This window comes from Anaerofustis sp. LCP19S3_F7, assembly GCF_052119445.1.
Taxonomy (GTDB): domain Bacteria; phylum Bacillota; class Clostridia; order Eubacteriales; family Anaerofustaceae; genus Anaerofustis; species Anaerofustis butyriciformans.
Map to the genome: position 1 here is coordinate 1 of NZ_JBQKFF010000006.1, position 26,225 is coordinate 26,225.

Here is a 26,225-nt window from a genome sequence, read left to right on the forward strand (position 1 = left end):
AATTATAGAAATAATTTAATACTTAAAATAATAGAAGAAGAATAGATAATATTTATAAATATATTGTGGTTAATAGAATTTCAAAATCAAAAAACTAATAAAATATATAATTGAAAATTTGTTTAAATATAAAAATAATTAAAGAAGTTTTCTATATTAGACCTTTAATAATAAAAAAAAACTGAAAACTCTTTATAACAAAGTGTTTCCAGATTAAAAGCAAATGGCGGAGAAGGAGGGATTTGAACCCTCGCGCCGCTTGCGCGACCTATACCCTTAGCAGGGGCACCTCTTCGGCCAACTTGAGTACTTCTCCGAATTCTATATAAAAAAAAAGATATTAAATTCTTAATGGCCGAGAGGGTGGGATTCGAACCCACGTGGGCTTGCACCCTAACGGTTTTCAAGACCGCCCCGTTATGACCACTTCGGTACCTCTCGGTTTTCATCAAGCTTAATTATATTATCATATGGATAATACTTTGTCAATATCTTTTTTATCTTTTTTTATATTTTTATTTATTATTACTCATTTCTAAAGTTTTATTTATACTTGAAAGTAATGCATCTATTACAACTCCTCTAAAACCAGCCTGTTCAAGAGAATTTACACCTTTTATTGTAGTCCCACCTGGAGAACAAACATTATCTTTTAATGTACCTGGGTGTTCCCCACTTTCTAAAACCATCTTTGCTGAACCAAGAACCATTTGTGCAGCAAGCTTATATGCCAAATCTCTCTTAACTCCACTTTCAACAGCGGCGTCTGCCAAAGCTTCAATATACATATATGTATAAGCAGGACCACATCCGCTTAGACTTCCGGCTGTATCAATTAGTGCTTCTTCCACTATTTCACTTTTACCAAAACTATTAAATATTTTTACTACATTTTCTACATCTTCATTTGTTGCTTTTTTATTCGCAGTTATAAGTCCCATTCCTTCTCCAACAAGTGCGGGCGTATTTGGCATGGTTCTTATTATTCTTAATTCCCTACCAAACATATCCTCTATATTTTCTATTGTCTGCCCTGCTGCAATTGTTACAATAAGCTTGTTTTCATCAACAACATCTTTTATTTCACCTATAACAGTTTTATAAACATTTGGTTTAACTGCTAAGAAAATAATATCTGTTTTATTGGCAACATCTTTATTATCTTTACTTGTATTTACACCATATTTTTCTTTAACCAAATTTATCGTCTTATCAGAAACCGCAGTGGCATATATATTGTCTTTACTTACAAGATTACTATCAATCATACCTCCAATAATAGCTTGTGCCATATTTCCGCTGCCTATAAATCCTATTTTTAAATTCATAACTATCTCCTTTTTATATTAAAAACCATTTATTTGAATAATTAAAATTTCTCTTTAAATAATTTGAATATTCATCATAATTGGGACAAACCTTGTAAAGAAGTTCATAAAATCTTTTTTGATGATTCATTTGTTTTATATGACAAATCTCATGATATAAAACACTTTTTATAATTTCTATATCATATTTCATTAAAGCAAGATTTAAACATATTGAATTCGTTTTTTTTGAATAACTTCCAAACCTGCTTTTCATAAGTCGCACTTTAATATTAAAATCATTTTTTATTCCAATAATTTTAGCTTCTTGCATACATTCTTTAATAATATAGCAGTTTAAATTATTAAGAAACAACTCTCTTAAATATTTATTGATTAATTGTACCATACTTTCAACATCATCATATTTTGTATAAAGAAAAAAATAATCTTCTTTTAATTCTATTTTATTTTTCTTATCTTTAATAACTTTTATTATATACTTTTTACCAAATATAGACATTTTTCTTCCATTAATATCATAAACTTCACTTTTATTATTTATAGCCTTTAAACGTTTTTGAATCCAATCATCTTTTTCATTTAATAAATCATAAATATATTTGTCTTTTACCCTTTTATTTGCATTTACAACAACATTTCCATTATCATCAACTCTTATATAAACATTTTTGATTTTTTTTCTGTTTATTATCACATTATAATCCATACTCTTCTCCATTTAATGAAAATGCTTCTTTATAAGATAATATCCAAGTCCTACCACGAATAAACTAAGAGCTATTACAAAAAAATATCCATACCTCCATGTAAGTTCCGGCATATATTTAAAATTCATACCATACCACCCTACAATTAATGTAAGTGGAGAAAACACAGCCGTAATAACTGTTAAAGTCTGCATTGTCTTGTTTTGCCTAATATCAGCTTGAGCTTGATATAAATCTCTAAGATGTCTGGTATACTCCATTAATGTATCAACTTTAGAGTTTAGCCTGCTGACTTTATTTGTAAAAATTTTAAAAAGTCCTTTATAAGAATTATTAAAGATATCCTCTTCATGTTCTTCAAAAACAAGCCCTATATCTACAAGCTGATCGTAATAATTATTAAGAACCAAAAGCTGTCTTTTCATTGAAACAATAAGATAATTAAAGTTCCTTAAATCGCCGTCAAGAACTTTATCTTCAAGGTTATTTATAGTCTTTTCAAAATGCTCTAAATAATGTAAATCTTCACTAATTAAAATATCCAAAAAATCATATAAAAAATGAGCTATTGATGGATTTTTCCACTGTCTTTGTTTGCTTATTTTTTCAATAATAGGAAGAACTATATTATCATTATCAATAAAATAAATCCTATGTTTTTTTAGATAGTATCCAAACTTTCCGTTTAAACATTCTTCTCCCTTTTTAGGAATAAAAAAAGTTCCAGCTATTATATCTTTATACACTTCAGACTTTGAAAAACTAATATTTTCAAAATCTATATAATAAGTATATAAATCATTTTGTTTACATGTTTCTTTCCATTCGTCAAGTGTTAGAACAATTAGAATATCCTCACTGTCAGATAAATTTTCTATACTGTCTATTTGTTCAAGTACATTAGAAACTCTATAATACATCCTATCACCTCATTAAAATTATGATACCACATATTATAAACTTTTATCATATAAATAATAAAAAAGGATGAAAGAATCATCCTTTTAAACTAAAGCTATTATTTCAACCTCAACTAAAACATCTTTTGGAAGCTTGCTTACTTCTACACATGAACGAGCAGGTTTGCTTACAAAATATTCGCTGTATACTTCGTTGAAATCATTAAAATCATTAATATCACTTAAGAAACAAGTAGTTTTTACTACTTTAGAAAAATCACTTCCTGATTCTTTTAAAATTTCACCAATATTTTCACAAACTCTCTTTGCTTGAACCTTAATATCTCCTTCCATTATTTCTCCACTTTCGGGAATAATTGGAATTTGACCTGATGCATATAACATTCCATTTACTATAATTCCTTGTGAATATGGTCCTATTGCGGCAGGAGCCTTTTTTGTTGATACTACTTTCATATTATTACCTCTCTTTTATAAATTTTTTTCAAAATTTTCCATAAATTCATTTATTCTGTCTTCATTTGCTTTCATAGCTTCCAAAGTGTCACTTAAAAGTTCATTTAATTCAACACCCATCATTTCTGCACCTTTTTGTATAACATCTCTGTCACACCCTGCAGCAAAACCTTTGCTTTTAAATTTTTTCTTTAAACTTTTAAGGGACATATCTTTAGTACTTTTAGAAGGACGCATTAAAGCAGAAGCATTTATAATTCCAGTAAGTTCGTCTGTTGCAAACAAAACTTTTTCCATTTTTTCTGTGGGCTCTATATCACAGCATATTTCATAACCGTGAGAACAAACACTATGTATTATATCATCATTTACATTTTCTTCTTTTAATATCATAACAGCCTTTTTACAATGTTCATTTGGATATAGTTCAAAATCAACATCATGAAGAAGTCCTACAATTTCCCAGTAATTTTTATCACCTTCTATACCTAATTTATCACAGTACCACCCCATAACCAAAGATACCGTAATTGCATGTCTTATATGAAAAATATCTTTATTGTATTTTTTTAATATTTCAAAGGCTTCATCAAATGTAATATTACTTTCCATTTTTCCTCCTATACGTTAAAAAATATTATAAACCCATTTAAAAGCATTATCAACATAAAAATTTACAAAAAATTGCGACAATTAAATTTAATTTATCACAATAAAAAAAATAAATGAATATATTATATTGAAATCAAATTTATCGGGAGGATTTAAAATTGAATGAAAGAAATTACAAACCAATGGTTCCTTATATGCCTTTAATCCCTAAAATTGCAAATGCATATGTGCCATTTCAATTAAACAGCGATATGTATGATGCACAAGAAGGTTTAATGAAAAAAGGAACAATGTTTGAAGCTTTATATTCACCATTTAACACAAATTTAAAAGGAAGTGATACAGTATGCAAATAGATATGGGACACGGATGCAGCGGAGCAGACGGAACAAATAATAACGAAAATATAAATAATATGAGCATGGAAGAAATTTACAATAAAATAAAAATATATACTTTTGCAACTCAAGATACCGCTCTTTATTTAAATACACATCCAGGGGACATGGATGTACTAAAAAGACACAACGAATATTCAAAGAAATTAAAAGAAGTAAACGAAGCTTATGAAAAATTCAATAACCCTATTGACAATACAGGTAGCAGTGAGGGATTTTGGAAATATATAGAAGGTCCTTGGGCCGCTCAAAACATGAACTGGGAGGATAATGAATAATGTGGATTTATAAAAAAATGTTGCAACATCCCGTTACAGTTTCGGGAAAAGATTTGAGAATGGCAAAAAACGTATTAACACAATACGGCGGACCTGACGGTGAACTTGGTGCGTCTTTAAGATATTTAACACAAAGATTTTATATGCCACTAAAAGAAGGCACAGCCACACTTACAGATATAGGAAGCGAAGAACTTGGGCATCTTGAAATGATAGGAACTATTTTTTCAGAACTTGTTAAAGGAGCAACTAAAGACGAACTTATAAACAGCGGTCTTGGAGGATACAATATAGAACATGGTTGCAATCCTTTCTATATTAATGTAGATGGTGTACCATGGACTGCAAGCTATATCGGCTCAAAGGGAGATCCAGAAGTAGACATGTATGAAAACATGGCTGCGGAACAAAAAGCCAGAATAACTTACGAAAACTTAATAAAGATGACAGATGACCCTCTTTTAATAAATACTTTAAAATTCTTAAGAGAAAGAGAAATCGTTCATTTTCAACGTTTCGGAGAAGTATTGAGAATGGTTCAAGAAGACAAAGAAAAGAAAAAAATATTTTAAATAATAAAACCTTTAAACTTTTTCGACAAATTTATATATTTTTATATCTCCTTTATGCTAACATTATAATGAAAAAATTAAGGACTTGATAAAACATATTTATTAAGTCCTTTTTAAATAAAATTAAATTAAAGGTGGAAAAATGAATATTAAAGAAAAATTATCAAAACCATATCTTATGAACGAAAAAATAGAATATACCACAAATCAAATAAGAGAGTGTGAAATGTACATAGAAAGGATTTCTTCATATATAAATGAAAGTGGAATAAAAACAGAAAAAAACAAAGACAAAAAGACAGAAAGCATAATTAATTTAATTTTATATAAACAACAGCTTATAAAGGAAATAAATACATTATATAAACATAAAATGGACGTAAACAATATTATAAATTCTCTTGAAAGTGAACTTGATAAACTTATAATGAAAAAACATTATTTAAATTATGAAACATGGAGTAAAATTTCAGAAGATTTATCAATAACCTATCAAACCGCACATGCACACCATAAAAAATCTATAGAAACATTGGAGAAATTTTATAAAAAGAAAAAAATGCAATAGGAAGCAGGTCATATAAAATGACCTGCTTTGAAGAAAACAAATAGACTTTAATTGTATGTAATAAAGTTTTTAATAACTTTACCTTCAGAATGTTCAATAAGAGCTTTTTCCAAATCATCAAGTTTATATTCGTTTTGAACAAAATCTTTTTCGTCAATAACGTGCATTTTCAAAAGCTCAAATGCTTGATTTACATATAAAGGTGTTGTATGGAAAACGCCTTTAATTGTAATTTGGCTGTAATGAAGTAATTTTGTATCAACTGTTATTGTATCTCCTGCTTTTGTACCTCCGAAGCAAAGAACAAATCCGCCAGGTCTTGCCATTTGAATTGCAAGCTCCCAAACTTTTGCAAGTCCTGTTGCTTCAACAGCTACGTCAACACCTCTCTTATCAGGTGTTAAATCTTTTACTGCTTGTATTTGATCATCAACTTTGTTTAAATCTACAATATCAAATGCACCAAGTTTTTTAGCCATTTCAAGTCTATTTTCGCTCATATCACAAGCTATAACTCTTGCACCTTTCAAATATAATAATCTTACAAACATTAAACCTATTGGTCCACATCCGTTAACAACAACATAATCACCTTGTTCTACAGGAACATTTGCTGTTCCATATACAGCACAAGAGAATGGTTCCAATAATGCTGCTTGTCTATAACTCATATCATCAGGAATATGGAACATATTTTGATTTACAATTCTTTCCGGAATCAATATGTATTGAGCAAAGGCACTGTTATTTTTGTTGTTTATAATTAAATCTTCACACATTGAGTGAAGTCCTTTTTTACAAAAATAACATTCATTACATGGAGCTGAGTTATGAGAAACAACTCTGTCTCCTACTTTGAATTTTGTTACATTTTCTCCTACAGCATAAACAGTTCCGCTTGATTCATGCCCCAAAGGGAAAGGAGGTGTCATAAGAGGATATCCTCTTTTATAACTTTTTACGTCAGTACCGCAAGTTAACGATATTTCATTTTTGATTACCACATCACCAGGACCAGGAACCGGAATATCAATTTCTTCAATTCTCAAATCTTCAGGTCCGTAAACAACGGCTCTTTTCATTTTGCTCATCTTAAAAATCTCCTTTATTAATTCGTTATCATTACCTATATTATACCACCAATTTTTTTATAGTCAATAATTTTTAGTACTTTTGTAATGTAATTTTTAATCAAATTGTTACATTTGTAATATATTTTACAAATGCATTATATTTTAATTTGTGATATAATAAAACAAACAGAAAAAAAGGAGATACATTTTGAAAGCAGCATTTTACACTCTGGGTTGCAGAGTAAATAGTTACGATACACAAGCAATGATAGAATTATTCAAAGAAAACGGATACGAAATAGTTGACTCTCATGAAAAAGCCGATGTATATGTTATAAATACCTGTGCGGTAACAAACGAAAGCGAAAGAAAAAGCAAACAAATTGTTAGGAGATTAAAGCACCAAAACGAGAATGCCATAACAGTATTAACAGGATGCTTTGCTCAAAGTAACTTTGAAGAAGCACAAAAAGTAGAAAGTGCGGATATCGTATGCGGAACCCATAAAAGAGAAAAAATTATAGATTATATTAATGAATTCAAATTAAGTAAAAATAAAGTATATAACATAGAAGAAGACAGTAAAGATTTTGATAAAGTAGGAATTACAACATATGAAGGCAAAAGCAGAGCTTTTATAAAAGTTCAAGACGGATGCAATATGTTTTGTTCTTACTGTATTATCCCCTATGCAAGAGGCGTATTAAAAAATGCATCAGTTGAAAAAGTCTTAAATCAAATTGAAGAACTAAGCAAGAGAGGATATAGAGAAGTTGTAATCACAGGTATCCACATTGCATCATATAAAGCAGACACAGGAGAAAACCTTATAGACTTACTTGAAATAATTGACAAACAAAACCAAGTTGACAGAATAAGACTTGGTTCACTTGAACCTAAATTATTAAGCGATAATTTTCTAGAAAGATTAAGCAAACTTAAATCTTTCTGTCCTCATTTCCATATTTCTCTTCAAAGCGGATGTGATAAAACATTAAAGGAAATGAACAGACATTACAACACTAAAGAATACTTTGACATAGTAACAAAAGTAAGAAAGTATTTCGATAATCCCGGAATAACAACAGATATTATAGTTGGTTTCCCAAATGAAAATGATGAAGATTTTGAAACAACAAAAAAATTCGCAGAAGAAATTGGATTTTCATATATTCATATCTTCCCATTTTCACCAAAACATGGAACACCTGCCAGTACAATGAAAAACCAAAACACAAAAGAAACAAAAAGTAAAAGAGCAAAAGAATTAAAAGAAATAATGCTTAAAAAAAGACATGAATTTTTGGAAAATATGAAAGGAAGCACCCAAAAAGTATTAATTGAAAAGAAACTTAGCGATAATATTTACGAAGGTTACAGTGAAAATTATATATATGTTGAAGTTAAAAGCGAAAAAGACATATTTAATAAAATAGTAAATGTAAAAATAACAGGTCAAAACCAAACACATTTGGAAGGGGAATTATTATGAAAATAGATTTACACATCCATTCAAACGCAAGTTCTGATGGTGAAGTAGAAGTCGAAAAAATAATTGATATGGCAATTGAAGAAGGACTTAAATATATTGCAATAGCAGACCATGAAAGCATAGCAAACGTAAAAAAAGCTTTAGAATACGCAAAAAACAAAGACATAACCGTTATACCTGCAACGGAAATATTTGTCTCACACAATAGTAAACTTCTTCATATGCTTGGATATGGAATAGATGTAGAAGATAAAGCTTTAAATGAAGAAATAGATAAAATATGGCAAGGAAGAAAAGACGGTAGACAAAAACAAATTGATTTAATTAGAGAAAAAGGACTAAAAATAAATGAAAAAGAGGTCTTTGATTATGCAACAGGCGATATACCTCTTTTATCAGCATATATTCATGCTATATTAATTGAAGAAGAAAACAGAAACCACCGATTAATACATGGATTACAGCCAAATATTGAAAGCATAATAACTCTTTCCAGAGAAGCTTTCGGAGTAGGCAAAGAACTTTATGCCCCTACTTATATGCCAAGTAGTAAAGATTTAATAAAAGTTATAAAAAATGCAGGTGGAGCCTGTGTAATAGCTCATCCGGGAGTCGACATAAAAGATGAAACACATATACTTGACGAGCTTAAGGAATATGGAATTGACGGTGTTGAAGCATATTATACATCTCATACAAACGAGCAAAGTGAAAAGTACAAAAATTATGCAATAAAAAATAATTTATTTTACACCTGTGGAAGTGATTTTCACGGAAGTTTCAAACCTAAAAACGCACTTGGATGTGTACAAACAGACAATAACGAACAGGCTATAAAAGGAATATACGAGCATTCAAAAAATTTAAAATTAAATTAATATATAAAATCCCGATATATTTCGGGATTTTATTTTTATAATGAACTTATGTAATAAAATATTAAAGCTATACACTGATAAATTCTTTAAACATATTTAACACATATGTTATCATATTTATTTTTTCAATTTTTTTAGAAAGAACTAAATCCACACTTCCGATAATGTCACTTCCTTCTTTTACATTTATTACCCCTACTTTCTGCCCTTCTTTTACAGGTGCATTAATCACACTACTGTTTAATTTTATATCGGTTGTATATTTTTCATTTTCATTTTTACCGCTCAAAACTGTAAAATTATCCTTTGCAACTACCTTAACATTATCCTCATAACCTTTATTTATTTTAATTTCTCCAAACTCTCCTCCCTTAGTTACAATATTTGTTCCTTTGTAATTACTAAAACCATAGTTTAAAAGCTTGTTTGCTTCTTCAAATCTTGTTTTTGAATCGGGAGCATTTAAAACAACCGCAATAAGACGAAGATCGCCCTTTTTACCCGTAGCAGAAATACAGTGTCCCGCATCAGCTGTATACCCTGTTTTTAACCCATCAACATTATCATTCATTTTTAAAAGTTTATTTGTATTATTAAGAAGTCTCTCTTTATCATTATTTTTACCTATTTTTATGGTTTTCTGCCAAGTGGCACTTATTTTAAAAACATCAGGATACTTACACACTTCTTTTGTCATTAATGCAATATCATAAGCACTTGAATAGTGTTTATCCACAGGAAGTCCGTTTGAATTTACAAAATGAGTATTTTTCATTCCAAGACTCTTTGCTTTTTCATTCATCATAAGAACAAATTTCTCAATGCTCCCCCCTATAAATTCCCCCATTGCAGCACAAGCGTCGTTTGCACTTTCAATTATAATTGCATTCAAAAGATCTTCAACACTTCGCATCTCTCCTTGTTCAAGATAAAGCTGACTCCCTCCCATATTACTTGCATAATCAGATATTGTAACCATATCGGACATATTTATGGTTTTATTATCAATAGCTTCTAATATCAAAAGTATCGTCATAACTTTTGTAACGCTTGCCAAAGGAAGTTTCTTATTCATGCTTTTTTGATACAAAACTTTTCCGCTTGACGAATCCATTAAAACTACAGCCTTACTTTTTATGTTCAAATCTACTTTTTCCTTTTCTGCCCCTTTTACAAAAGCAGGCATAATATTAAACAAAAAAGCAAATATTAATACTATGGAACTTATTCTTTTTAACATAATTTTCTCCTCCCTTTTAATATTTATTAAAGTAAAATATAAATATTAATATTATTACAAAAAAGAAGAAGAAAATAATACCATAAGTATAGGAGCAACATAACTTTCAAAACATATACCTATAACATTAAATAAAAAAGCCACTACTATGTATATAGTATATCTAAAATAAAAAGAAGAATTTTTCACTTTACCATATTTGTTTTTATTGTTTTTTTGAATTGAGCTTTTAAAACAAGAAGACATCACAAAGGCAAACATCAAGGCAAAATTTTTAATTATATTTGGAATTATCAAAACACAAATTAAAAATAAAACTCCTTTAAAACCATAAGAAGATATAAAAAACGTTATTACAAAACCAAACAAAAAACCTTTGTAAAACATTATACTTATGGAATATAAAATGCTTATTGCACTAAGCCCCAAAATAAGAAGAAAAATATATATTTTTATATCTGAATACATTGTTTGAGTAAAAATCTTTTTACTGTCTATACTTGATGTATCTTTTGTAAGAAGTTCAAAAAAAGAACCTATGTAATTTTTAAGTTCCTCCAATTGTGTAGAGCTTAAAAAATATATACTGACTCCTCCTATTATAATTCCAAGAAGAAAAACAAGAAGAAAAAATAAATATTTATTTTTGTTTTCCATAAAATGATAATTTATAAATTCTCTAATCATAAAATATTATTCCTTATTTTTTGTGACATAAAAAAGACATACCCTATTAATAAAGGGTATGTCCTTATTTATATTTTATGACTGTTTAAATATTATTTTCTAAACAATATTTAAGAAAGGGAACAATAATTTTTGAATCTGTTATTTTTCCTTCAAAAATCTTTTGTTTTAATTCTTTTATATTTATTTTATATACATTTATAAACTCATCATCATCCAAATATTGACAGGTTTTAACCAAATCCTTTGCTAAATATACATGTATTAATTGATTACCTAATCCTATATCAGGATAAAATTTCATATATGGGATTATATTACGAGAAGTATACCCTGTCTCTTCTTCAAGTTCTCTTAAAGCTGCAACATCAGGATCTTCTCCCTTTTCTAATTTACCAGCGGGAATTTCATCTGTAACATCATAAACAGAGCATCTAAACTGTTTTACTAAAATAACATTATCATATTCATCTATTGCTAAAATAGCACAAGCTCCCATATGTTCAACATTATCTCTTGTTGCTTCATTTCCGTTTGGAAGTATAACTGTATCTCTTTTTACATCAAATATATTCCCACTTAAAAGCTTTTCGGTTTTAATAACGGTTTCTTTTATTTCCATTATTTATTTCCTCGCTCGTTTAACATACTTTTTAGTTCATCCATAAAGCTGTTTACATCTTTAAACTGCCTATAAACAGAAGCAAATCTTACATATGAAACCTCATCTAAATCTTTTAGGTATTTCATTATCTCTTCCCCTATTAAATTTGATGATATTTCTTTCTTTGCTATTTTTTGAATATTACTTTCTATTTCATTTACAACATGTTCTATCTGCTCAATAGAAACAGGTCTTTTTTCACACGATTTTATTATACCATTCATAAGTTTATTTCTGTCAAAAGCTTCTCTAGTACCATTTTTCTTAACTACAATTAAAGGTATCGTTTCTATTTTTTCATAAGTTGTAAATCTTTTTGCACAAGATAAACACTCTCTTCTCCTTCTTATAGCCGTATTATCATCAGTAGGTCTTGAATCTATAACTTTACTTTCGCTAAAACCGCAATGTGGACACTTCATTTTTATCACCTTTCGTTCCTAAAATATATAAAAATTATATAATATATTTTTATTTAACTCAACCTTAAGAATATATAAATTATTCAAACAAAAATAAAAAAGCGGATAACTCCGCTTTTAACAAAAATTATAATAAACTTTGTACTTTATCATATTCATCAGTTATTTCTTTTTCAGGTTCAGGAGTAAGAAGACTTACCACAACCATAAATATACAACCTGTTAAGAAAGCAGGTAATAATTCATAAATATCAAATAAACCACCTAAATTACTTATAACATATTTCCATAAGAATACCATAGCCCCACCGGAAATCATTGAAGCAATTGCACCGTATTTATTAGCTCTTCTCCAGAAAAGAGCAAATAATACAACTGGTCCAAATACAGCACCAAAACCTGCCCATGCAAATGATACAATAGAGAATACTGAGCTGTTTGGATCTTTTGCAAGGAAAATACCAAGAACAGCAATTGCAATAAGACATCCTCTTGCTACAATCATTCTTTTTTTACCATCAAGTTCTTTACCAAAGAAACCACCTATAATGTTTTCAGATACACTTGAAGAAGCAGCAAGAAGTTGTGAATCCGCAGTTGACATTGTTGAAGCGAGAATACCTGCAAGTATTACACCGGCAAAACAAGCAAATATCCATCCATGTGTACTTAGTACATTTGCAATTTGAACTATTACTGTTTCAGAAGATGTTCCTTCAAGGAAAGGAATAACAGATGCTTTTGTCATTCCATAACCAATTATACCTATCAAAATAGAAGCAAACATAGAAATTACAACCCATATAGAAGCAACTCTTCTTGAAATTTTAAGTTTGTCTTTATCTTCAATAGCCATAAAACGAAGTAATATATGAGGCATTCCAAAATAACCAAGTCCCCAAGCCATTTTTGAAACGATTGTTAAAAAGCCGTAACTTTCAGCAGAACCCGTTGTCATATTATGAGTTGAAACCATACTTAAATATCCGGGAAGTTCTTTTGCGTTGTTTATTACCATATCTATACCACCTGCAGCACTTATTCCAAAAACAAGAATAATAACAAGGGCAACTGACATGATTATACTTTGAATAAAGTCTGTGGTGCTTGCAGCAAGGAAACCTCCCATTGCTGTATATAAAATAATAACCACTGCACTTACAACCATTGCGGTAAAATAATCAATACCAAATAAACTTGAGAATAATTTACCACAAGCAGCGAATCCTGAAGCAGTATAAGGAATAAAGAAAATAATTATAAATAATGAAGATATAAGCATTAAAATCTTCTTTTTATCTCTAAACCTATTTGAAAAGAAATCAGGAAGAGTAAAAGAGTTCTTTGAAACTTCCGTATATAATCTTATTCTTTTTGCTATAATAAGCCAGTTTACATATGTACCTATTGCAAGACCTAAAGCTGTCCATCCTGAATCGGCTATACCTGATAAATAAGCAACTCCAGGTAGTCCCATAAGTAACCAGCTACTCATATCAGAGGCCTCGGCACTCATAGCCGTTACAAAAGGTCCAAGTTTTCTTCCTCCTAAATAAAAATCGTGAGCCGTCTCGTTTTGTTTTGATAAAAATGCTCCAATAACAACCGTACCTATTAAATAAATAAATATGACCGCAAGCATTCCTATTTGGTTTGCTTCCATTACAATTTCTCCTATCTTTTTAATTATAAAAAACAAAGGTCCTATAAAAATAGTACCTTTATAATATTTTATATTAAGTTTATTTTTTTGTCAAGATTTGCCTATATATCGGCTACTTTTTACCTTTTTTGTATATTAAAATATAAATAATAATGAAAGCAAAAATTAATATCCAAACTATGTTTGAATAGCTTTTAAAATAAGGAAGAAAACTTTCCCATGCATCTCCAAGAATAACACCAAGAAAAACAAGTAAAGTATTCCATATCAATGTACCAAATGTACTTAATATAATAAAATAAGAAAACTTCATTCTAGAAAGCCCGGCAGGTATTGATATAAGGCTTCTTGCCACCGGTATACACCTGCATATAAATACAGCTTTATTTTCATATTTTAAAAACCAGTTAAAACCTAAATCAATATATTCAGGTTTTAAATGTAAAAATTTCCCAATCCTACTGGAAAATAATTCTCTAAGCTTTTCCCTTTTAAATATATATCCTAATGTATAAAGTATAATTGCTCCGAAAATTGCACCTATTGTGGCAAAAATAATTACAACAATCGGATTCAACCCGGCTGCAACTACCATATACCCGCCAAACAATAATACAACTTCAGAAGGAATAGGTGGAAAAATATTTTCAACAAGTATTAAAAGCATTATTCCAATATAACCATAGTATCTAATAAAACTTAACAGTGTCTCTTGCATAAATACCCTCATTTAATTTCTAAAACAATTTATATGTATATTATATTTTTGTATGCTATAATATATTTCATACTAATTAAAGAAAAATTAAAGGAATGTAAAATTTAGGTAAAGTGAAATGACATTACAACAACTTAAATACATAATAGAAATAGTAAACTGCGGCTCAATAAACGAAGCTGCAAGCAGATTATTCATAACCCAGCCAAGCCTTTCAAAATCCGTAAAAGAACTTGAAAACGAACTTGGTATTGAAATATTTGTCCGTTCAAACAGAGGTATATCTCTGTCTTCAGATGGTGTTGAATTCTTAGGATACGCAAGACAAGTTATAGAACAAGCAGAACTTTTGGAACAAAGATATATGAATAAAACTCCATCAAAAAGAATCTTCTCTGTTTCAACACAACATTATGCCTTTTCCGTTCATGCCTTTGTAAATATGGTTAAAGAATTTGATAAAGATGAATATGAATTTGCTATAAGAGAAAGCAAGACCCATGAAATAATAGAGGATGTAAAAAATCTTCGAAGTGAAATAGGCGTAATTTACTTAAACGAATTTAACGAAAAAGTAATAAACAAAATCTTAAAAGATAATGGATTAGTATTTACGCACTTATTTGATGCAAGACCTCATATTTTTATAAGTTCTAATAATCCTCTTGCAAAAAAGAAAAAACTAAAAATAGAAGATCTTGATCCATATCCAAGAGTTTCATTTGAACAAGGTACATATAATTCTTTTTATTTTTCGGAAGAAATTTTAAGTACACTTTCTCATAAGAAAAATCTTTTAGTAAGTGACAGAGCAACGCTTTCCAACCTTCTTATAGGGCTTCAAGGATACACGATAACAACGGGTATTTTAAGTGTTGAACTTAACGGAAGTAATCTTGTTTCAATACCTCTTGAATCTGATGAAATTATAAGACTTGGATATATAAAGCATAAAAATGCAAGCCTTAGCATACCGGCAAAAAAATACATTGAAAAATTAGAAGATTACATAAAGGAATATCAATATTGATATTCCTTTTTTCTATATAAAAATATAAAAAATGTATATTATCACATGATAAAAAAACATGATATACTAACAAAGCAACTTAAGGAGAAATTAATTATGACAAAAAAACAAACGTACCATTTAGAAATGATATCGTAGGAAGTTTCCTACGTCCTTTAGAACTAAAAAATGCTAAGGAAGATTATATAAAAGGAAAAATTAATTTAGATGAATTAACTAAAATCCAAAACAAATGTATTGAAGAGCTTGTAAAAAAAGAAAAAGAAGTAGGATTAAAGTCAGTTACAGACGGAGAATTTACAAGAAGCTGGTGGCATTTGGATTTCATGTGGGGACTAGGCGGAGTAAAAAAGAAAGAACTTGAAAAAGGATATCAATTTAAAGATGAAGAAACAAGAGCTGAAACAGTATCTTTAGAAGGCAAAGTAGAATATAATGAAAACCATCCTTTCTTTGAAAGTTATCAATTTTTACATAAAACTGCCCTAAACAACGATGTACTTCCAAGACAAACGATACCGGCTCCTGCTCAATTTTTCGCAGAATTACAAAGACCGGATAATGCATCAGAGGTAAAAAAATACTATAATGACACAAACAAATTAATTGAAGATATTGCAAGCGCTTATAATAAAACAATCTTGAAATTCTATGAACTTGGATGCAGAAATATTCAACTTGATGACTGTACATGGGGAATGCTTTGCGACAAAAATGCAGTAAAACTAATAGGGCTAAGTGAAGAAGAAGTAACTAAAACAGCAAAATTATATGTAGAGTTAAACAATAAAGCAATAGAAAATTTACCAGAAGATTTAATTATAACCACTCATGTTTGTAGAGGTAATTATCACTCAACATATGCTAGTGAAGGAGGTTATGAACCTATTGCACAAATTTTATTTAAAGAAGAAAACGTAAAAGCATTTTATCTTGAATTTGATGATGAACGTTCAGGAGGATTTGAACCTTTAAGATTTGTACCAAAAGATAAGTTTGTTGTACTTGGTCTTATAACATCAAAAAGCGGAAATTTAGAAGATAAAGAGGCTATAAAGAAAAGAATAAATGAAGCAATAAAATACATAGATTTAGATAATCTTTGTCTAAGTCCCCAGTGTGGATTTGCTTCAACTGAAGAAGGAAATATTTTAACAGAAGAAAATCAATGGAAAAAATTAAAATTAATAGAAGAAATAGCTAAAGAAGTTTGGAAATAAAGGTATAAAAAAATAAGACATATAACAATATGTCTTATTTTTTATATAAAATTAAATTATTCACCAAAACCGTCTTCGATTAAAGCTGCTAATGTATCTACAGCTTCTTGTTCGTCAGCACCGTTAGCTCTGATTTCTAATTCTGTACCTTGAGATAATCCACCAGCCATAACGCCCATGATAGATTTTGCATTGATTTCATTTCCATTCTTAACTAAAAGAATTTCTGATGAGAATTTTGCAGCTGTTTGTACAAATTGAGATGCTGGTCTAGCATGAAGACCTGTAGGATTTGTAATTGTTACATTTTTTGAATACATATATAATTCCTCCTATTTTTTTTCTTTTATCGATATTAATTAGATTATAACATAAATTTATCAAAATACTATTAAAATTTTAACAAATTACTTATTTTTTTATACTTATACTTAAGCCATCCCCTATAGGAAGAACAGAAGTAGTTAATTCACTATCTTCGCTTATAGCATCTAAAAACTTTCTAAGCCTTTTTACAATAGTTATTTTTCTTCTGATTAAAGGTTTACTTTTATCAATCATTCCTCTAAATAAAACATTATCACATATCAAAAGCCCGCCTGGTTTTAATATCCTTTTACAGTCTTCAAGCATATGGATATAATGTCCTTTATTTCCATCAAGGAAAACAACATCATATGTCTTTTCTTCATTTTTTAATACTTCTCCTGCATCATCAAGACATAAATCAATATTATCTTCAAAACCGTATTTCTTTATATTATTTTTAGCTTCGATATATCTTATTTCATCTCTTTCTATAGTTTTCACATAACTATCTTTACCCATCGTATCTGCAAACACACAGGAAGAATAACCTACAGCGCTTCCTACTTCAAAAAGAGACTTTGAAGAACTTGACTTTAAAATAATTTTTACAAGCCTTTCAACATCTTCCGTAATAATAGGTATATTATTTCCTTTTGCTTCTTTTCTAAATTCTAAAAGAGCATCTTCTTCACTACTTAAGTGAAGAAGAGCCTCTAAATATTCCTTTGTTATTTCATCTATCATTTTTTATTCCCAGTTCCCACTATATTTTTGTATATTGGCTTCATGCTCTTCATAAGTCTTAGCAAAAGCACTTGCTCCCGTACCGTCATTTTTTGTACAGAAATACAAATAATCGGTATCTTCAGGATAAAGTACAGCTTTTAGAGAAGCTGCTCTAAAGTTTGATATAGGTCCTGCAGGAAGCCCTTCATATTTATATGTATTATATGGAGAATCAATATTCTTTTGTGATTCTGTAAAAGAGAATTGATAATCCTTATAAATATATTGTAGCGTTGCACAAGACTGAAGCATCATACCTTTTTCAAGTCTGTTATAAAATACCCCGGCAACAGTCGGAAGTTCAGAATCAAGTATTGTTTCTCTTTCAACAACCGATGCCATAGTTACAATTTCATCAATGGTTTTACCCATTTCTTTTGTTCTTTTCTTATATTCGTCTGTATATTCTTGATCGAATCTATCAAGCATTTTTTCTATTAAATCTCTTGGTGTAGAATTTACATAAATATTATATGTATCCGCAAATAAGTATCCTTCCAAAATATATTCTCTATCCTTTGGAACACTTGATAAGAAATCATATTTTTCTCTGTAATAATCCGCATTATTTTTAATTTCACTTAAAAATTCTTCTTTTGTAAATATTCCTTGCTCTTCTAAAGTATCACCAATTCTGTTAAGGTCAAGACCTTCTTTTATTGTAACAGTTGCTGTATCGCTATTACTGCCTTCCATCATGATAGAAACAATATCTCCTGCTGATTGACTTTGAGAGAAAGAATAATATCCGGCCTTTAAATCATTTGATTTTCCTGTTAATTTAACATAAACTTTAAATGCAAGTTCACTTCTTATTAAATCTTTATCTTTAAGTGTCTGAGAAATACCTGAAAGAGATGAACCTTCTTCAATTGTAACATCCATTTTATTTGTATTTGAAGAATCAACAGCTCCTAATAAAACGTTATAACTTACAATAATAGCTACAACACATATTAAAACAAACGCCCCTATTCCTCCAAGTATATATTTCTTCTTGCTTGCTTTTTTATTATTTTTCTTAGTTTTGCTATTTTTGTTATTTAAAACAACATCTTTTTTACTTTGTTTTACATCATCAAATTGATTTTCTTTTGTATTAGAAAAATCCTCTGTTTTTACATCTACATCTTCAAAAAGCACATCATCTTTGATATCAATATTTTCTTTTGTTCCTTCATCAACTGCAATGTTAGAAAGTACTTTTTCATCTTCAAAAAGATTATTATCCATAAGATTTATATTATTATCTTTATTTACTTTTTTCTTTTTTGGTCTTCTCATCGTTTTTTTTACTTTTACGACTCTTTTTCTTTTTTCCATACATCCTCTCCTTTTAGCATACTTAAATTATATATGTATTTGACAAATAACACAATATTTTTAACTTTTATTTAACAATTTTTAAGAAATAAAAAAGAAGATATATGAAAACATATATCTTCTAATACTACATAAAATATACAATCTCATCTTCAGGTTTAGCTGCTTTTTTTATACTTTCAAGATATAACACAGGAACATCTTCGCCGTATTCAACGTTAAATTCATACTCAACATGCACAAGTACCTCAACCCAGTCTCTATTTTTATAACTGAAGTTTTTCAAAAAATACTTACATTCATGTCCCAAAAATTGTATATCATCAGCGCAGCAAGTCATTGCAAATCTTCCAGGAACAAACGTATTTCTACCTAAACTCTTATCAGTATAAACCTGAGCTTTAAACCTTACCTTTTTGCCCATATAATGTCCCGGATTATCAAGTGTATCAATAAACCATACGCCATAATCCACATCACTTACATCTATAATATCTGCATTTATATCAAAAGGTAAATCCTCTTCGGTTTCTTCAACAACGCTTCCATCGCTTCTTTCAAATACAATTTGGACTGTTGGATTTAAAGCTTTAATATTTCTTCTAAGTTTAGCTCTGTCCATATCATCTTCATATCTGTTACATATTATTAGACTTGATAAATTAAGAGGCTCCATAAACATTGCTCTCATGTTAAGCATATATATTTCTGCTGTTTCACAGTTAACCAAAGAATACACGCTTGCAATCTGCCAATTTTCAGGAAAATCTGTTTTAAGAAGCGTATCCATACTCCATGTCCCGTTGTATTCCATAACAACCTGATTTGGTCTATATAATGCTTCATAATTTTGAAAAAGTGTTGGAGTAAACTTCTCCATATCATCAATTGTTACCTTTGTTATTTGGCATTCACTTAAAAATTCTCTTTCAAACTCTTCTTCCCCATCTTCACACATAATAAGAAGAGTAGGTCCGTTATTTCTAAAATCAGGACTTCTAAACATATTCTTTATTAAAGTTGTTTTACCGCTATCTAATAAACCTGATATAACAAAAACCGGTGTTACCATAATATCACCTCTGTTATTTAAATATTTTTTCTAATTTATCTTTAAGCAAGTTTGAACCAATTACACAAACTTTACCTATATAATCAGCATTTCTTTCTCTAATTTCGTATTCACCAGGAACTAAATCAAATTCATACCAGTTTTCATCTTCTCCGCTTACAACACCTTTAGCTCTTAAAATAACCCCATAACTACTCCCATCTGCCAAATCTTCCAAAATATCATTTAACTGATCCTTTGTAAATTTATGAATTGTTTCCATTCCAAAGCTTTCAAAAACCTCATCTGCATCATGTCCATGATGGTCATGCCCACATCCACAATGTTCATGGTGGTGATGATGTTCATGATCGTGTCCACATTCACAGTGTTCGTGGTGGTGATGGTGTTCATGGTCATGTCCACATTCACAGTGTTCATGGTGGTGATGGTGTTCATGGTTGTGTCCACATTCGCAGTGTTCGTGGTGGTGATGATGTTCATGACTTTCCATTTCTTCTCTTTTTAATTCTTCAAGCATTTTATTTTCTTTATCAAAATTTGTAAATGCATCAAGTATTACTTCCTTATTTAGCTCGTCCCAAGGAGTTGTAATAATATTTGCTTTATTATTATGTTTTTTTAATTCTTCAAAACATTCATTTATCTTTTCTTCTTTCATAAGTTGAGTTCTGCTTAAAACAATAACATTTGCATTTTCAACTTGATTATTAAAGAATTCTCCAAAATTCTTCATATAGATTTTTGCTTTCTTTCCATCAACAACAGTTATTTTACTGTCTACAGAAAGATCAAGTTTATCTTTAACATCAACAATTGCCTTTTCAACATCTGAAAGTTTACCAACCCCCGAAGGTTCAATAATGATTCTATCAGGAGAATATGTGTTAATTACTTCTTCAAGAGATTTACTAAAGTCCCCTACCAAAGAACAACAAATACATCCAGAATTCATTTCCTTTATTTCAATTCCGGCATCTTTTAAAAAGCCTGAATCAATTCCAATTTCTCCAAATTCATTTTCTATTAAAATTACTTTTTCATCCGTAAATACTTCACTTACCAATTTTTTTATAAATGTAGTTTTACCGGCTCCTAAAAATCCGGATATTATATTTACTTTTGTCATAAAAACCCTTCTTTCTATTATTAAATATATCTATTTTATACCAAAAACAAAAAAAATACAAACAAAAATAATGTTAGCATTTACTAACATTATAACATAAAATAATTTTAATTCAACAACTTATAAAAATAATTTTTTTTGAGTAAATACTTCATTTATTTAAGATAGAAAACATTTACAATAAATAATACATAATTTAATTAACCATTTTTACAATTTGACATATTATAATAATGTGTAAATAAAAAAGTACCTTACTTATCAAATTAATACTTGAAATATGATTTATTTTATGATAATATATCTTATAGTAAGATAATAAAATAAAGGAGAAAGTTATGTTTTCAAATAAAGTTACATCAATTGGACAATCTCCAATAAGAGAATTTGCCCCAATACAAGAAAAAAGAACAAAAGAAGGAACTCATGTATATCAATTAAATATTGGGCAACCTGATATAGTTACACCAAAGGAATTTTTTAGCGCAGTAAGAAACTTTGATGAAAACATATTATCATATACAAACTCAAAAGGTATTCCTGAACTATTGGAAGCATTTGAAGAATATTACAAAGAAATTGGTTCAAATATGAAAAAAGAAGACATGATAGTTACAAACGGAGGAAGCGAAGCCATATTATTTTCTTTCCTAACTCTTTGTAATGAAGGAGATGAAATAATCGTTTTTGAACCTTATTATACAAACTACAATATTTTTGCTACTCAAGCTGGAATAAACATGGTTTCAATAACAACAAAACCTGAAGAAAACTTCAGACTTCCAAGCAAAAAAGAAATAAAATCAAAAATAACAGATAGAACAAGAGCTTTTTGTATAACAAATCCTTCAAATCCAACAGGAAGAGTTTATACAAAAGAAGAAATAAAGTTATTATGTGATATCGCAAAGGAAAATAATTTATTTATAATAGTAGATGAAGTTTACAGAGAATTTGTTTATGACGGTAAGTTCATAAGTTTTTCATCTATAAAAGAAGTTGAAGATAGAGTTGTAATAATAGACAGCATATCAAAAAGATTTTCTGCATGCGGAGCAAGAATAGGTCTAATCGCTTCAAAGAACAAAGAATTTATGGCTCATGTTTTAAAACTTGCACAAGCAAGACTTTGTGCTCCTTATATAGATCAAGTTGGAGCAGCAGCAGTTTTAAAACACACAAGTAAAGAATACATAGAAAATGTAATAAAAGAATATAAACACAGAAGAGATACAATTTATCAAAGACTAAAGAAAATAAAAGGTATCCAAGTACAAAAACCTGCAGGAGCATTTTATTTAATAGCAAAACTTCCTGTTGAAAATGCTCATGAATTCTCAAAATGGTTACTTGAAAATTATGATTATAACAACGAAACAGTTATGCTTTGCCCTGCAAGCGAATTTTATTCAACAAAAGAACTTGGAGTAAACGAAGTAAGAATTGCATATGTATTAAAAGAAGAAGACTTAATAAATGCAGTTAATATTTTAGATAAAGGACTTACGGAATATCAAAAAGTATTTAATACAAATAAAGTAGTTGAAACAACGAAGAAAAAAAGTAAAATTTTAATAGCAAAAGAACAACCTGCTATTTAATATATAAACAATAAGAAAACATGAAAAGAAAGTAAAAAAATGCTTGCATTTGGTATATATAGGTGCTATAATATCATTCGCGAGACTATTTAAAGTGGAGGTGTAGCAAGTGGCAAACATTAAATCTGCAAAGAAAAGAGCAATTACAAACGAAAAAAGCAGACTTAGAAATAAAGCTATCAAAACTAACTTAAAAACAGTTGAAAAAGATTTTGAAAAAGCTATTTTATCTAATGATGTTGAAAAAGCTAATGAAGCATGCAAATTAGCAAGCAAAAAATTTGACATGGCTGCAAGCAAAGGTATTATTCATAAAAACGCTGCAAACAGAAAAAAAGCTCAATTAGCAAAAAAAGTCAATGCTTTAGGTTAGTATTATATATAGACTATTCAAGGCCTTTCATACTAGAGAGGTCTTTTTGCAGTTAAAGGAATTATTTTATGATAGATAAAGAAATAATATCAAACGGTGTTGATATAATAAAAGTAGATAGAATTAGAAAAATATTAAAAAGACCTTATAAAGACGCCTTTTTAAAGAAAATATTTAACACAGAAGAAATTGAATATTTTAAAAACAATAAATATGATGCAAAAAGCATATCAGGATATTTTGCTGTAAAAGAAGCCATTATGAAAACTTTAAAAAAAGGAATGGATAAAACCAGTTTTAAAGATATAACAATACTTAAAACTGAAGATAACTGTCCATATATAAAGCTACAAGGCAATGCAAAGAAATATATGAAAGAAAATAACATAAAAGATTTTAAAATATCCATTTCTCATGAAAAAGAATACGCCATTGCGTTTGTAATCGCAGTATAAAAATGCTTTTTAAGCATTTTTTTATTTGCAAATTTTCTGAATATTAAAAAACAATTAATTTAGTTTTATATTACATATTATTTTGTTATAATGTATAAAGGAGGTTTGTAGACTGGGAATTTAATAAATAAAAGCGCCAGAACCGAATTCCCAAATATATTTTAAGGTTGACGAGGTAAAGGGCTTATCGATTTTTCGGCGGATACCCTTTGGGATTTGAAGTTATTCCTTACAGCTTAAGACAAAACTTAAAAGTAATTTTAAGGACAAAACTTAGCTTAATACTTTATAAAAAATAAAATTATTTTAAGGAGATCGTATAATATGTGCGGAATAGTAGGGTATATAGGTAACAAAAAAGCCAGCGACATTTTAGTAGATGGACTGGAAAAACTTGAATATAGAGGATATGACTCAGCAGGAATCGCTGTTTTTGAAGATGGACAAATAACAATAAGAAAACACAAAGGCAGACTTGACAATTTAAAAGAAAGTTTAAAAGAAAAAGACATTAACGGTCATGTAGGTATTGGACACACAAGATGGGCTACACACGGTGAACCATCAGACATAAACTCTCATCCACACGCAAGTCATAATGGTAAATTTGTAATAGTTCATAACGGTATCATAGAAAATTACATTGAATTAAAAGAAGATCTTGTAAAAAAAGGATTTAGATTTATTTCAGATACAGATACAGAAGTTGTTGCTCATTTACTTGAAGATTTAGATAATGGTGATTTATTATCAACAGTAAAAGAAGCTACAAAAAAATTATCAGGCTCATATGCTTTAGCTGTTATGTGCAAAGATGACCCTGAAGAACTTGTTGCAGTAAGAAAAGACAGTCCTTTAATTATTGGTAAAGGAGAAGGCGAAAATTTTATCGCCAGTGATATACCTGCAGTATTAAAACATACAAGAGATATCTATCTACTTGATGATGATGAAATTGCTGTAATAACAAAAGATAATATTTCAATTTATGATAACGAAGGTAACAAAGTTGGAAAACAAATTCTAAAAGTTAACTGGGATGCTGCCGGTGCAGAAAAAGGCGGATATGAACATTTCATGTTAAAAGAAATCCACGAACAACCAAGAGCTATCAGAGATACATTAAGAGGAAGACTTGATGTTGAAAAACACGAAGTAAAACTTGATGATATAACAATAACAAAAGAAGATTTAGATAAAATCAACAAAATTTATATTGTAGCTTGTGGTACTGCTTTCTATGCAGGAAACGTAGGTAAAAACGTAATAGAAAAATATGCAAGAATTCCAGTTGAAGTTGATATAGCAAGTGAATTTAGATATAGAAATCCAATTATAGATGAACACACTCTTCTTATTTCAATTTCTCAATCAGGAGAAACAGCAGATACTCTTGCAGCAATGAGACTTGCAAAAGCTCAAGGAGCCAGAGTACTTGCAGTAACAAACGTAGTAGGAAGTACTGTTTCAAGAGAAGCAAGCGACGTACTATACACATGGGCAGGTCCTGAAATTGCAGTTGCTTCAACAAAAGCATATTCTACACAAGTTGTAAGTATGTACTTAATTGCTTTATTATTCGGTAAGCTTACAGGAAAATTAAGTGATGAAGATTTTGAAACTATAGCAAGCGGCTTAATGTCAATAGATAAAAACGTTGAAAATGTTCTTGCAAGAGAAAAAGAAATCAAAAAAATAGCTTATGAACATTTCAAAGTACATGACGTATTCTTCCTTGGAAGAGGTCTTGATTACTTCTTATCACTTGAAGGTTCTCTAAAAATGAAAGAAATTTCATATATTCATTCAGAAGCTTATCAAGCTGGAGAATTAAAACACGGACCTATTGCTTTAGTAGAAGAAGGAACTCTTATTATAGCTCTTTGTACTCAAGATGCTTTATTTGAAAAAATGTTAAGCAACATTAAAGAAGTTGTTGCAAGAGGTGCTTATATCGTAGCTTTTGCAAAAGAACAAAACTCAAATGTTGAAAAAGAAGCAAATAAAGTAATGTATATAGATAATGTAATTGATGACTTAACTGTAATACCTACAGTTGTATATCTTCAAACTCTTGCATACTACCTTGCAGTTGCAAGAAACTGTGACGTTGATAAACCAAGAAACTTGGCTAAATCTGTTACAGTAGAATAATAAGGTTAATAACATTTAGTATAAGAGGCAAAAACAAGAGGGACTTCCCTCTTGTTTTTACTGGTATATGAAACGTCGTGGTTTCATGGTTTTT

At 29.2% G+C, this 26,225-nt stretch carries 29 protein-coding genes and 2 tRNA genes; 12 read left to right on the forward strand and 19 right to left on the reverse strand.

Annotated features, from left to right (window positions below):
- Window positions 1–224: 224 nt before the first annotated feature.
- From ACTQYZ_RS06845 to ACTQYZ_RS06875, 7 genes are all read right to left on the reverse strand, one after another.
- Window positions 225–316, reverse strand: a tRNA-Ser gene (locus ACTQYZ_RS06845).
- 36 nt (window positions 317–352) lie between these two features.
- Window positions 353–441: transfer RNA gene (locus ACTQYZ_RS06850), tRNA-Ser, on the reverse strand.
- 74 nt (window positions 442–515) lie between these two features.
- Window positions 516–1,328: a pyrroline-5-carboxylate reductase gene (gene proC / locus ACTQYZ_RS06855; protein WP_441022478.1), complete on the reverse strand. Its 813-nt coding sequence runs from the start codon at window positions 1,326–1,328 to the stop codon at window positions 516–518.
- 13 nt (window positions 1,329–1,341) lie between these two features.
- On the reverse strand, window positions 1,342–2,037 hold the full coding sequence (locus ACTQYZ_RS06860; RefSeq protein WP_441022480.1) for a M48 family metallopeptidase: 696 nt from the start codon (window positions 2,035–2,037) through the stop codon (window positions 1,342–1,344).
- Between the two features lie 12 nt (window positions 2,038–2,049).
- A complete protein-coding gene (locus ACTQYZ_RS06865; protein WP_441022482.1) occupies window positions 2,050–2,958 on the reverse strand; it encodes a magnesium transporter CorA family protein in 909 nt (302 codons plus the stop codon).
- An 84-nt stretch (window positions 2,959–3,042) separates the two neighbouring features.
- Window positions 3,043–3,414 carry a RidA family protein gene (locus ACTQYZ_RS06870; protein ID WP_441022484.1) on the reverse strand — a complete coding sequence of 124 codons (372 nt, stop codon included), beginning with the start codon at window positions 3,412–3,414 and terminating at the stop codon, window positions 3,043–3,045.
- Between the two features lie 15 nt (window positions 3,415–3,429).
- Window positions 3,430–4,026, reverse strand: a complete 597-nt coding sequence (locus tag ACTQYZ_RS06875; protein ID WP_441416280.1) for an HD domain-containing protein — start codon at window positions 4,024–4,026, stop codon at window positions 3,430–3,432.
- A 158-nt stretch (window positions 4,027–4,184) separates the two neighbouring features.
- Between ACTQYZ_RS06875 and ACTQYZ_RS06880 the strand changes: the two genes are divergently transcribed.
- From ACTQYZ_RS06880 to ACTQYZ_RS06895, 4 genes are all read left to right on the forward strand, one after another.
- On the forward strand, window positions 4,185–4,382 hold the full coding sequence (locus ACTQYZ_RS06880; RefSeq protein ID WP_441022487.1) for a spore coat associated protein CotJA: 198 nt from the start codon (window positions 4,185–4,187) through the stop codon (window positions 4,380–4,382).
- A complete protein-coding gene (locus tag ACTQYZ_RS06885) occupies window positions 4,373–4,702 on the forward strand; it encodes a spore coat protein CotJB (RefSeq protein WP_138269642.1) in 330 nt (109 codons plus the stop codon). The genes ACTQYZ_RS06880 and ACTQYZ_RS06885 overlap by 10 nt, the downstream gene beginning before the upstream one ends.
- Window positions 4,702–5,274, forward strand: coding sequence for a manganese catalase family protein (locus tag ACTQYZ_RS06890; RefSeq protein WP_329384870.1), 573 nt, complete (start codon window positions 4,702–4,704; stop codon window positions 5,272–5,274). Before ACTQYZ_RS06885 ends, ACTQYZ_RS06890 begins: the two co-directional genes overlap by 1 nt.
- Window positions 5,275–5,416: 142 nt before the next feature.
- A complete protein-coding gene (locus tag ACTQYZ_RS06895; protein ID WP_441416281.1) occupies window positions 5,417–5,842 on the forward strand; it encodes a hypothetical protein in 426 nt (141 codons plus the stop codon).
- Window positions 5,843–5,889: 47 nt separating this feature from the next.
- Here the strand turns inward: ACTQYZ_RS06895 and ACTQYZ_RS06900 are convergent, their stop codons facing one another.
- Complete coding sequence (locus tag ACTQYZ_RS06900) at window positions 5,890–6,924, reverse strand: alcohol dehydrogenase catalytic domain-containing protein (RefSeq protein ID WP_138269648.1); 1,035 nt, start codon at window positions 6,922–6,924, stop codon at window positions 5,890–5,892.
- A 199-nt stretch (window positions 6,925–7,123) separates the two neighbouring features.
- On the opposite strand from ACTQYZ_RS06900, the gene mtaB reads away from it, so the two are divergent.
- Complete coding sequence (gene mtaB, locus ACTQYZ_RS06905) at window positions 7,124–8,407, forward strand: tRNA (N(6)-L-threonylcarbamoyladenosine(37)-C(2))-methylthiotransferase MtaB (RefSeq protein WP_441022493.1); 1,284 nt, start codon at window positions 7,124–7,126, stop codon at window positions 8,405–8,407.
- Complete coding sequence (locus ACTQYZ_RS06910) at window positions 8,404–9,285, forward strand: PHP domain-containing protein (protein ID WP_441022495.1); 882 nt, start codon at window positions 8,404–8,406, stop codon at window positions 9,283–9,285. The genes mtaB and ACTQYZ_RS06910 overlap by 4 nt, the downstream gene beginning before the upstream one ends.
- A 67-nt stretch (window positions 9,286–9,352) precedes the next feature.
- On the opposite strand, the gene ACTQYZ_RS06915 is transcribed toward ACTQYZ_RS06910, so the two are convergent.
- The 6 genes from ACTQYZ_RS06915 to ACTQYZ_RS06940 all read right to left on the reverse strand — a co-directional run bounded on the left by ACTQYZ_RS06915 (window position 9,353) and on the right by ACTQYZ_RS06940 (window position 14,679).
- Complete coding sequence (locus tag ACTQYZ_RS06915) at window positions 9,353–10,525, reverse strand: D-alanyl-D-alanine carboxypeptidase family protein (RefSeq protein WP_441022497.1); 1,173 nt, start codon at window positions 10,523–10,525, stop codon at window positions 9,353–9,355.
- A gap of 54 nt (window positions 10,526–10,579) precedes the next feature.
- On the reverse strand, window positions 10,580–11,212 hold the full coding sequence (gene spoIIM / locus ACTQYZ_RS06920; RefSeq protein WP_441416282.1) for a stage II sporulation protein M: 633 nt from the start codon (window positions 11,210–11,212) through the stop codon (window positions 10,580–10,582).
- Between the two features lie 85 nt (window positions 11,213–11,297).
- A complete protein-coding gene (locus tag ACTQYZ_RS06925) occupies window positions 11,298–11,834 on the reverse strand; it encodes an NUDIX hydrolase (RefSeq protein WP_441416283.1) in 537 nt (178 codons plus the stop codon).
- Entirely contained in the window at window positions 11,834–12,298 is a 465-nt protein-coding gene (gene nrdR, locus ACTQYZ_RS06930) for a transcriptional regulator NrdR (RefSeq protein ID WP_441022503.1), read from the reverse strand. The genes ACTQYZ_RS06925 and nrdR overlap by 1 nt, the downstream gene beginning before the upstream one ends.
- A 127-nt stretch (window positions 12,299–12,425) precedes the next feature.
- On the reverse strand, window positions 12,426–13,961 hold the full coding sequence (locus ACTQYZ_RS06935) for a sodium/proline symporter (protein ID WP_441022505.1): 1,536 nt from the start codon (window positions 13,959–13,961) through the stop codon (window positions 12,426–12,428).
- 112 nt (window positions 13,962–14,073) lie between these two features.
- Complete coding sequence (locus ACTQYZ_RS06940; protein ID WP_441416284.1) at window positions 14,074–14,679, reverse strand: DedA family protein; 606 nt, start codon at window positions 14,677–14,679, stop codon at window positions 14,074–14,076.
- A 118-nt stretch (window positions 14,680–14,797) separates the two neighbouring features.
- Here ACTQYZ_RS06940 and ACTQYZ_RS06945 point away from each other — a divergent pair, with 118 nt between their 5' ends.
- Both ACTQYZ_RS06945 and ACTQYZ_RS06950 read left to right on the forward strand, forming a co-directional pair.
- Window positions 14,798–15,709, forward strand: coding sequence for a LysR family transcriptional regulator (locus ACTQYZ_RS06945; RefSeq protein ID WP_441022508.1), 912 nt, complete (start codon window positions 14,798–14,800; stop codon window positions 15,707–15,709).
- 89 nt (window positions 15,710–15,798) lie between these two features.
- Window positions 15,799–16,929 carry a 5-methyltetrahydropteroyltriglutamate--homocysteine S-methyltransferase gene (locus tag ACTQYZ_RS06950; protein ID WP_441022688.1) on the forward strand — a complete coding sequence of 377 codons (1,131 nt, stop codon included), beginning with the start codon at window positions 15,799–15,801 and terminating at the stop codon, window positions 16,927–16,929.
- A 56-nt stretch (window positions 16,930–16,985) separates the two neighbouring features.
- Here the strand turns inward: ACTQYZ_RS06950 and ACTQYZ_RS06955 are convergent, their stop codons facing one another.
- The 5 genes from ACTQYZ_RS06955 to ACTQYZ_RS06975 all read right to left on the reverse strand — a co-directional run bounded on the left by ACTQYZ_RS06955 (window position 16,986) and on the right by ACTQYZ_RS06975 (window position 21,548).
- The gene (locus ACTQYZ_RS06955) at window positions 16,986–17,249 is read right to left on the reverse strand and encodes an HPr family phosphocarrier protein (RefSeq protein WP_138268669.1); all 264 of its coding nucleotides are present in this window, start codon (window positions 17,247–17,249) and stop codon (window positions 16,986–16,988) included.
- A gap of 91 nt (window positions 17,250–17,340) precedes the next feature.
- Window positions 17,341–17,982 (reverse strand): O-methyltransferase, encoded by a 642-nt coding sequence (locus ACTQYZ_RS06960; RefSeq protein WP_441022511.1) that lies wholly within the window; start codon window positions 17,980–17,982, stop codon window positions 17,341–17,343.
- A gap of 3 nt (window positions 17,983–17,985) precedes the next feature.
- Window positions 17,986–19,347: an endolytic transglycosylase MltG gene (gene mltG / locus ACTQYZ_RS06965; RefSeq protein WP_441416285.1), complete on the reverse strand. Its 1,362-nt coding sequence runs from the start codon at window positions 19,345–19,347 to the stop codon at window positions 17,986–17,988.
- Window positions 19,348–19,474: 127 nt separating this feature from the next.
- The gene (locus ACTQYZ_RS06970) at window positions 19,475–20,419 is read right to left on the reverse strand and encodes a TIGR03943 family putative permease subunit (protein WP_441022514.1); all 945 of its coding nucleotides are present in this window, start codon (window positions 20,417–20,419) and stop codon (window positions 19,475–19,477) included.
- A 13-nt stretch (window positions 20,420–20,432) separates the two neighbouring features.
- The gene (locus ACTQYZ_RS06975) at window positions 20,433–21,548 is read right to left on the reverse strand and encodes a CobW family GTP-binding protein (protein ID WP_441416286.1); all 1,116 of its coding nucleotides are present in this window, start codon (window positions 21,546–21,548) and stop codon (window positions 20,433–20,435) included.
- 338 nt (window positions 21,549–21,886) lie between these two features.
- Between ACTQYZ_RS06975 and ACTQYZ_RS06980 the strand changes: the two genes are divergently transcribed.
- The 4 genes from ACTQYZ_RS06980 (at window position 21,887) to glmS (ending at window position 26,131) form a co-directional block, all read left to right on the forward strand.
- Window positions 21,887–23,149, forward strand: a complete 1,263-nt coding sequence (locus ACTQYZ_RS06980; RefSeq protein ID WP_441416287.1) for a pyridoxal phosphate-dependent aminotransferase — start codon at window positions 21,887–21,889, stop codon at window positions 23,147–23,149.
- Between the two features lie 109 nt (window positions 23,150–23,258).
- Complete coding sequence (gene rpsT / locus ACTQYZ_RS06985; protein WP_138268663.1) at window positions 23,259–23,522, forward strand: 30S ribosomal protein S20; 264 nt, start codon at window positions 23,259–23,261, stop codon at window positions 23,520–23,522.
- A 68-nt stretch (window positions 23,523–23,590) separates the two neighbouring features.
- Window positions 23,591–23,977 (forward strand): holo-ACP synthase, encoded by a 387-nt coding sequence (gene acpS, locus ACTQYZ_RS06990; protein ID WP_441022520.1) that lies wholly within the window; start codon window positions 23,591–23,593, stop codon window positions 23,975–23,977.
- A gap of 324 nt (window positions 23,978–24,301) precedes the next feature.
- Window positions 24,302–26,131: a glutamine--fructose-6-phosphate transaminase (isomerizing) gene (gene glmS, locus ACTQYZ_RS06995; RefSeq protein WP_441022522.1), complete on the forward strand. Its 1,830-nt coding sequence runs from the start codon at window positions 24,302–24,304 to the stop codon at window positions 26,129–26,131.
- The last annotated feature ends 94 nt before the right edge of the window (window positions 26,132–26,225 follow it).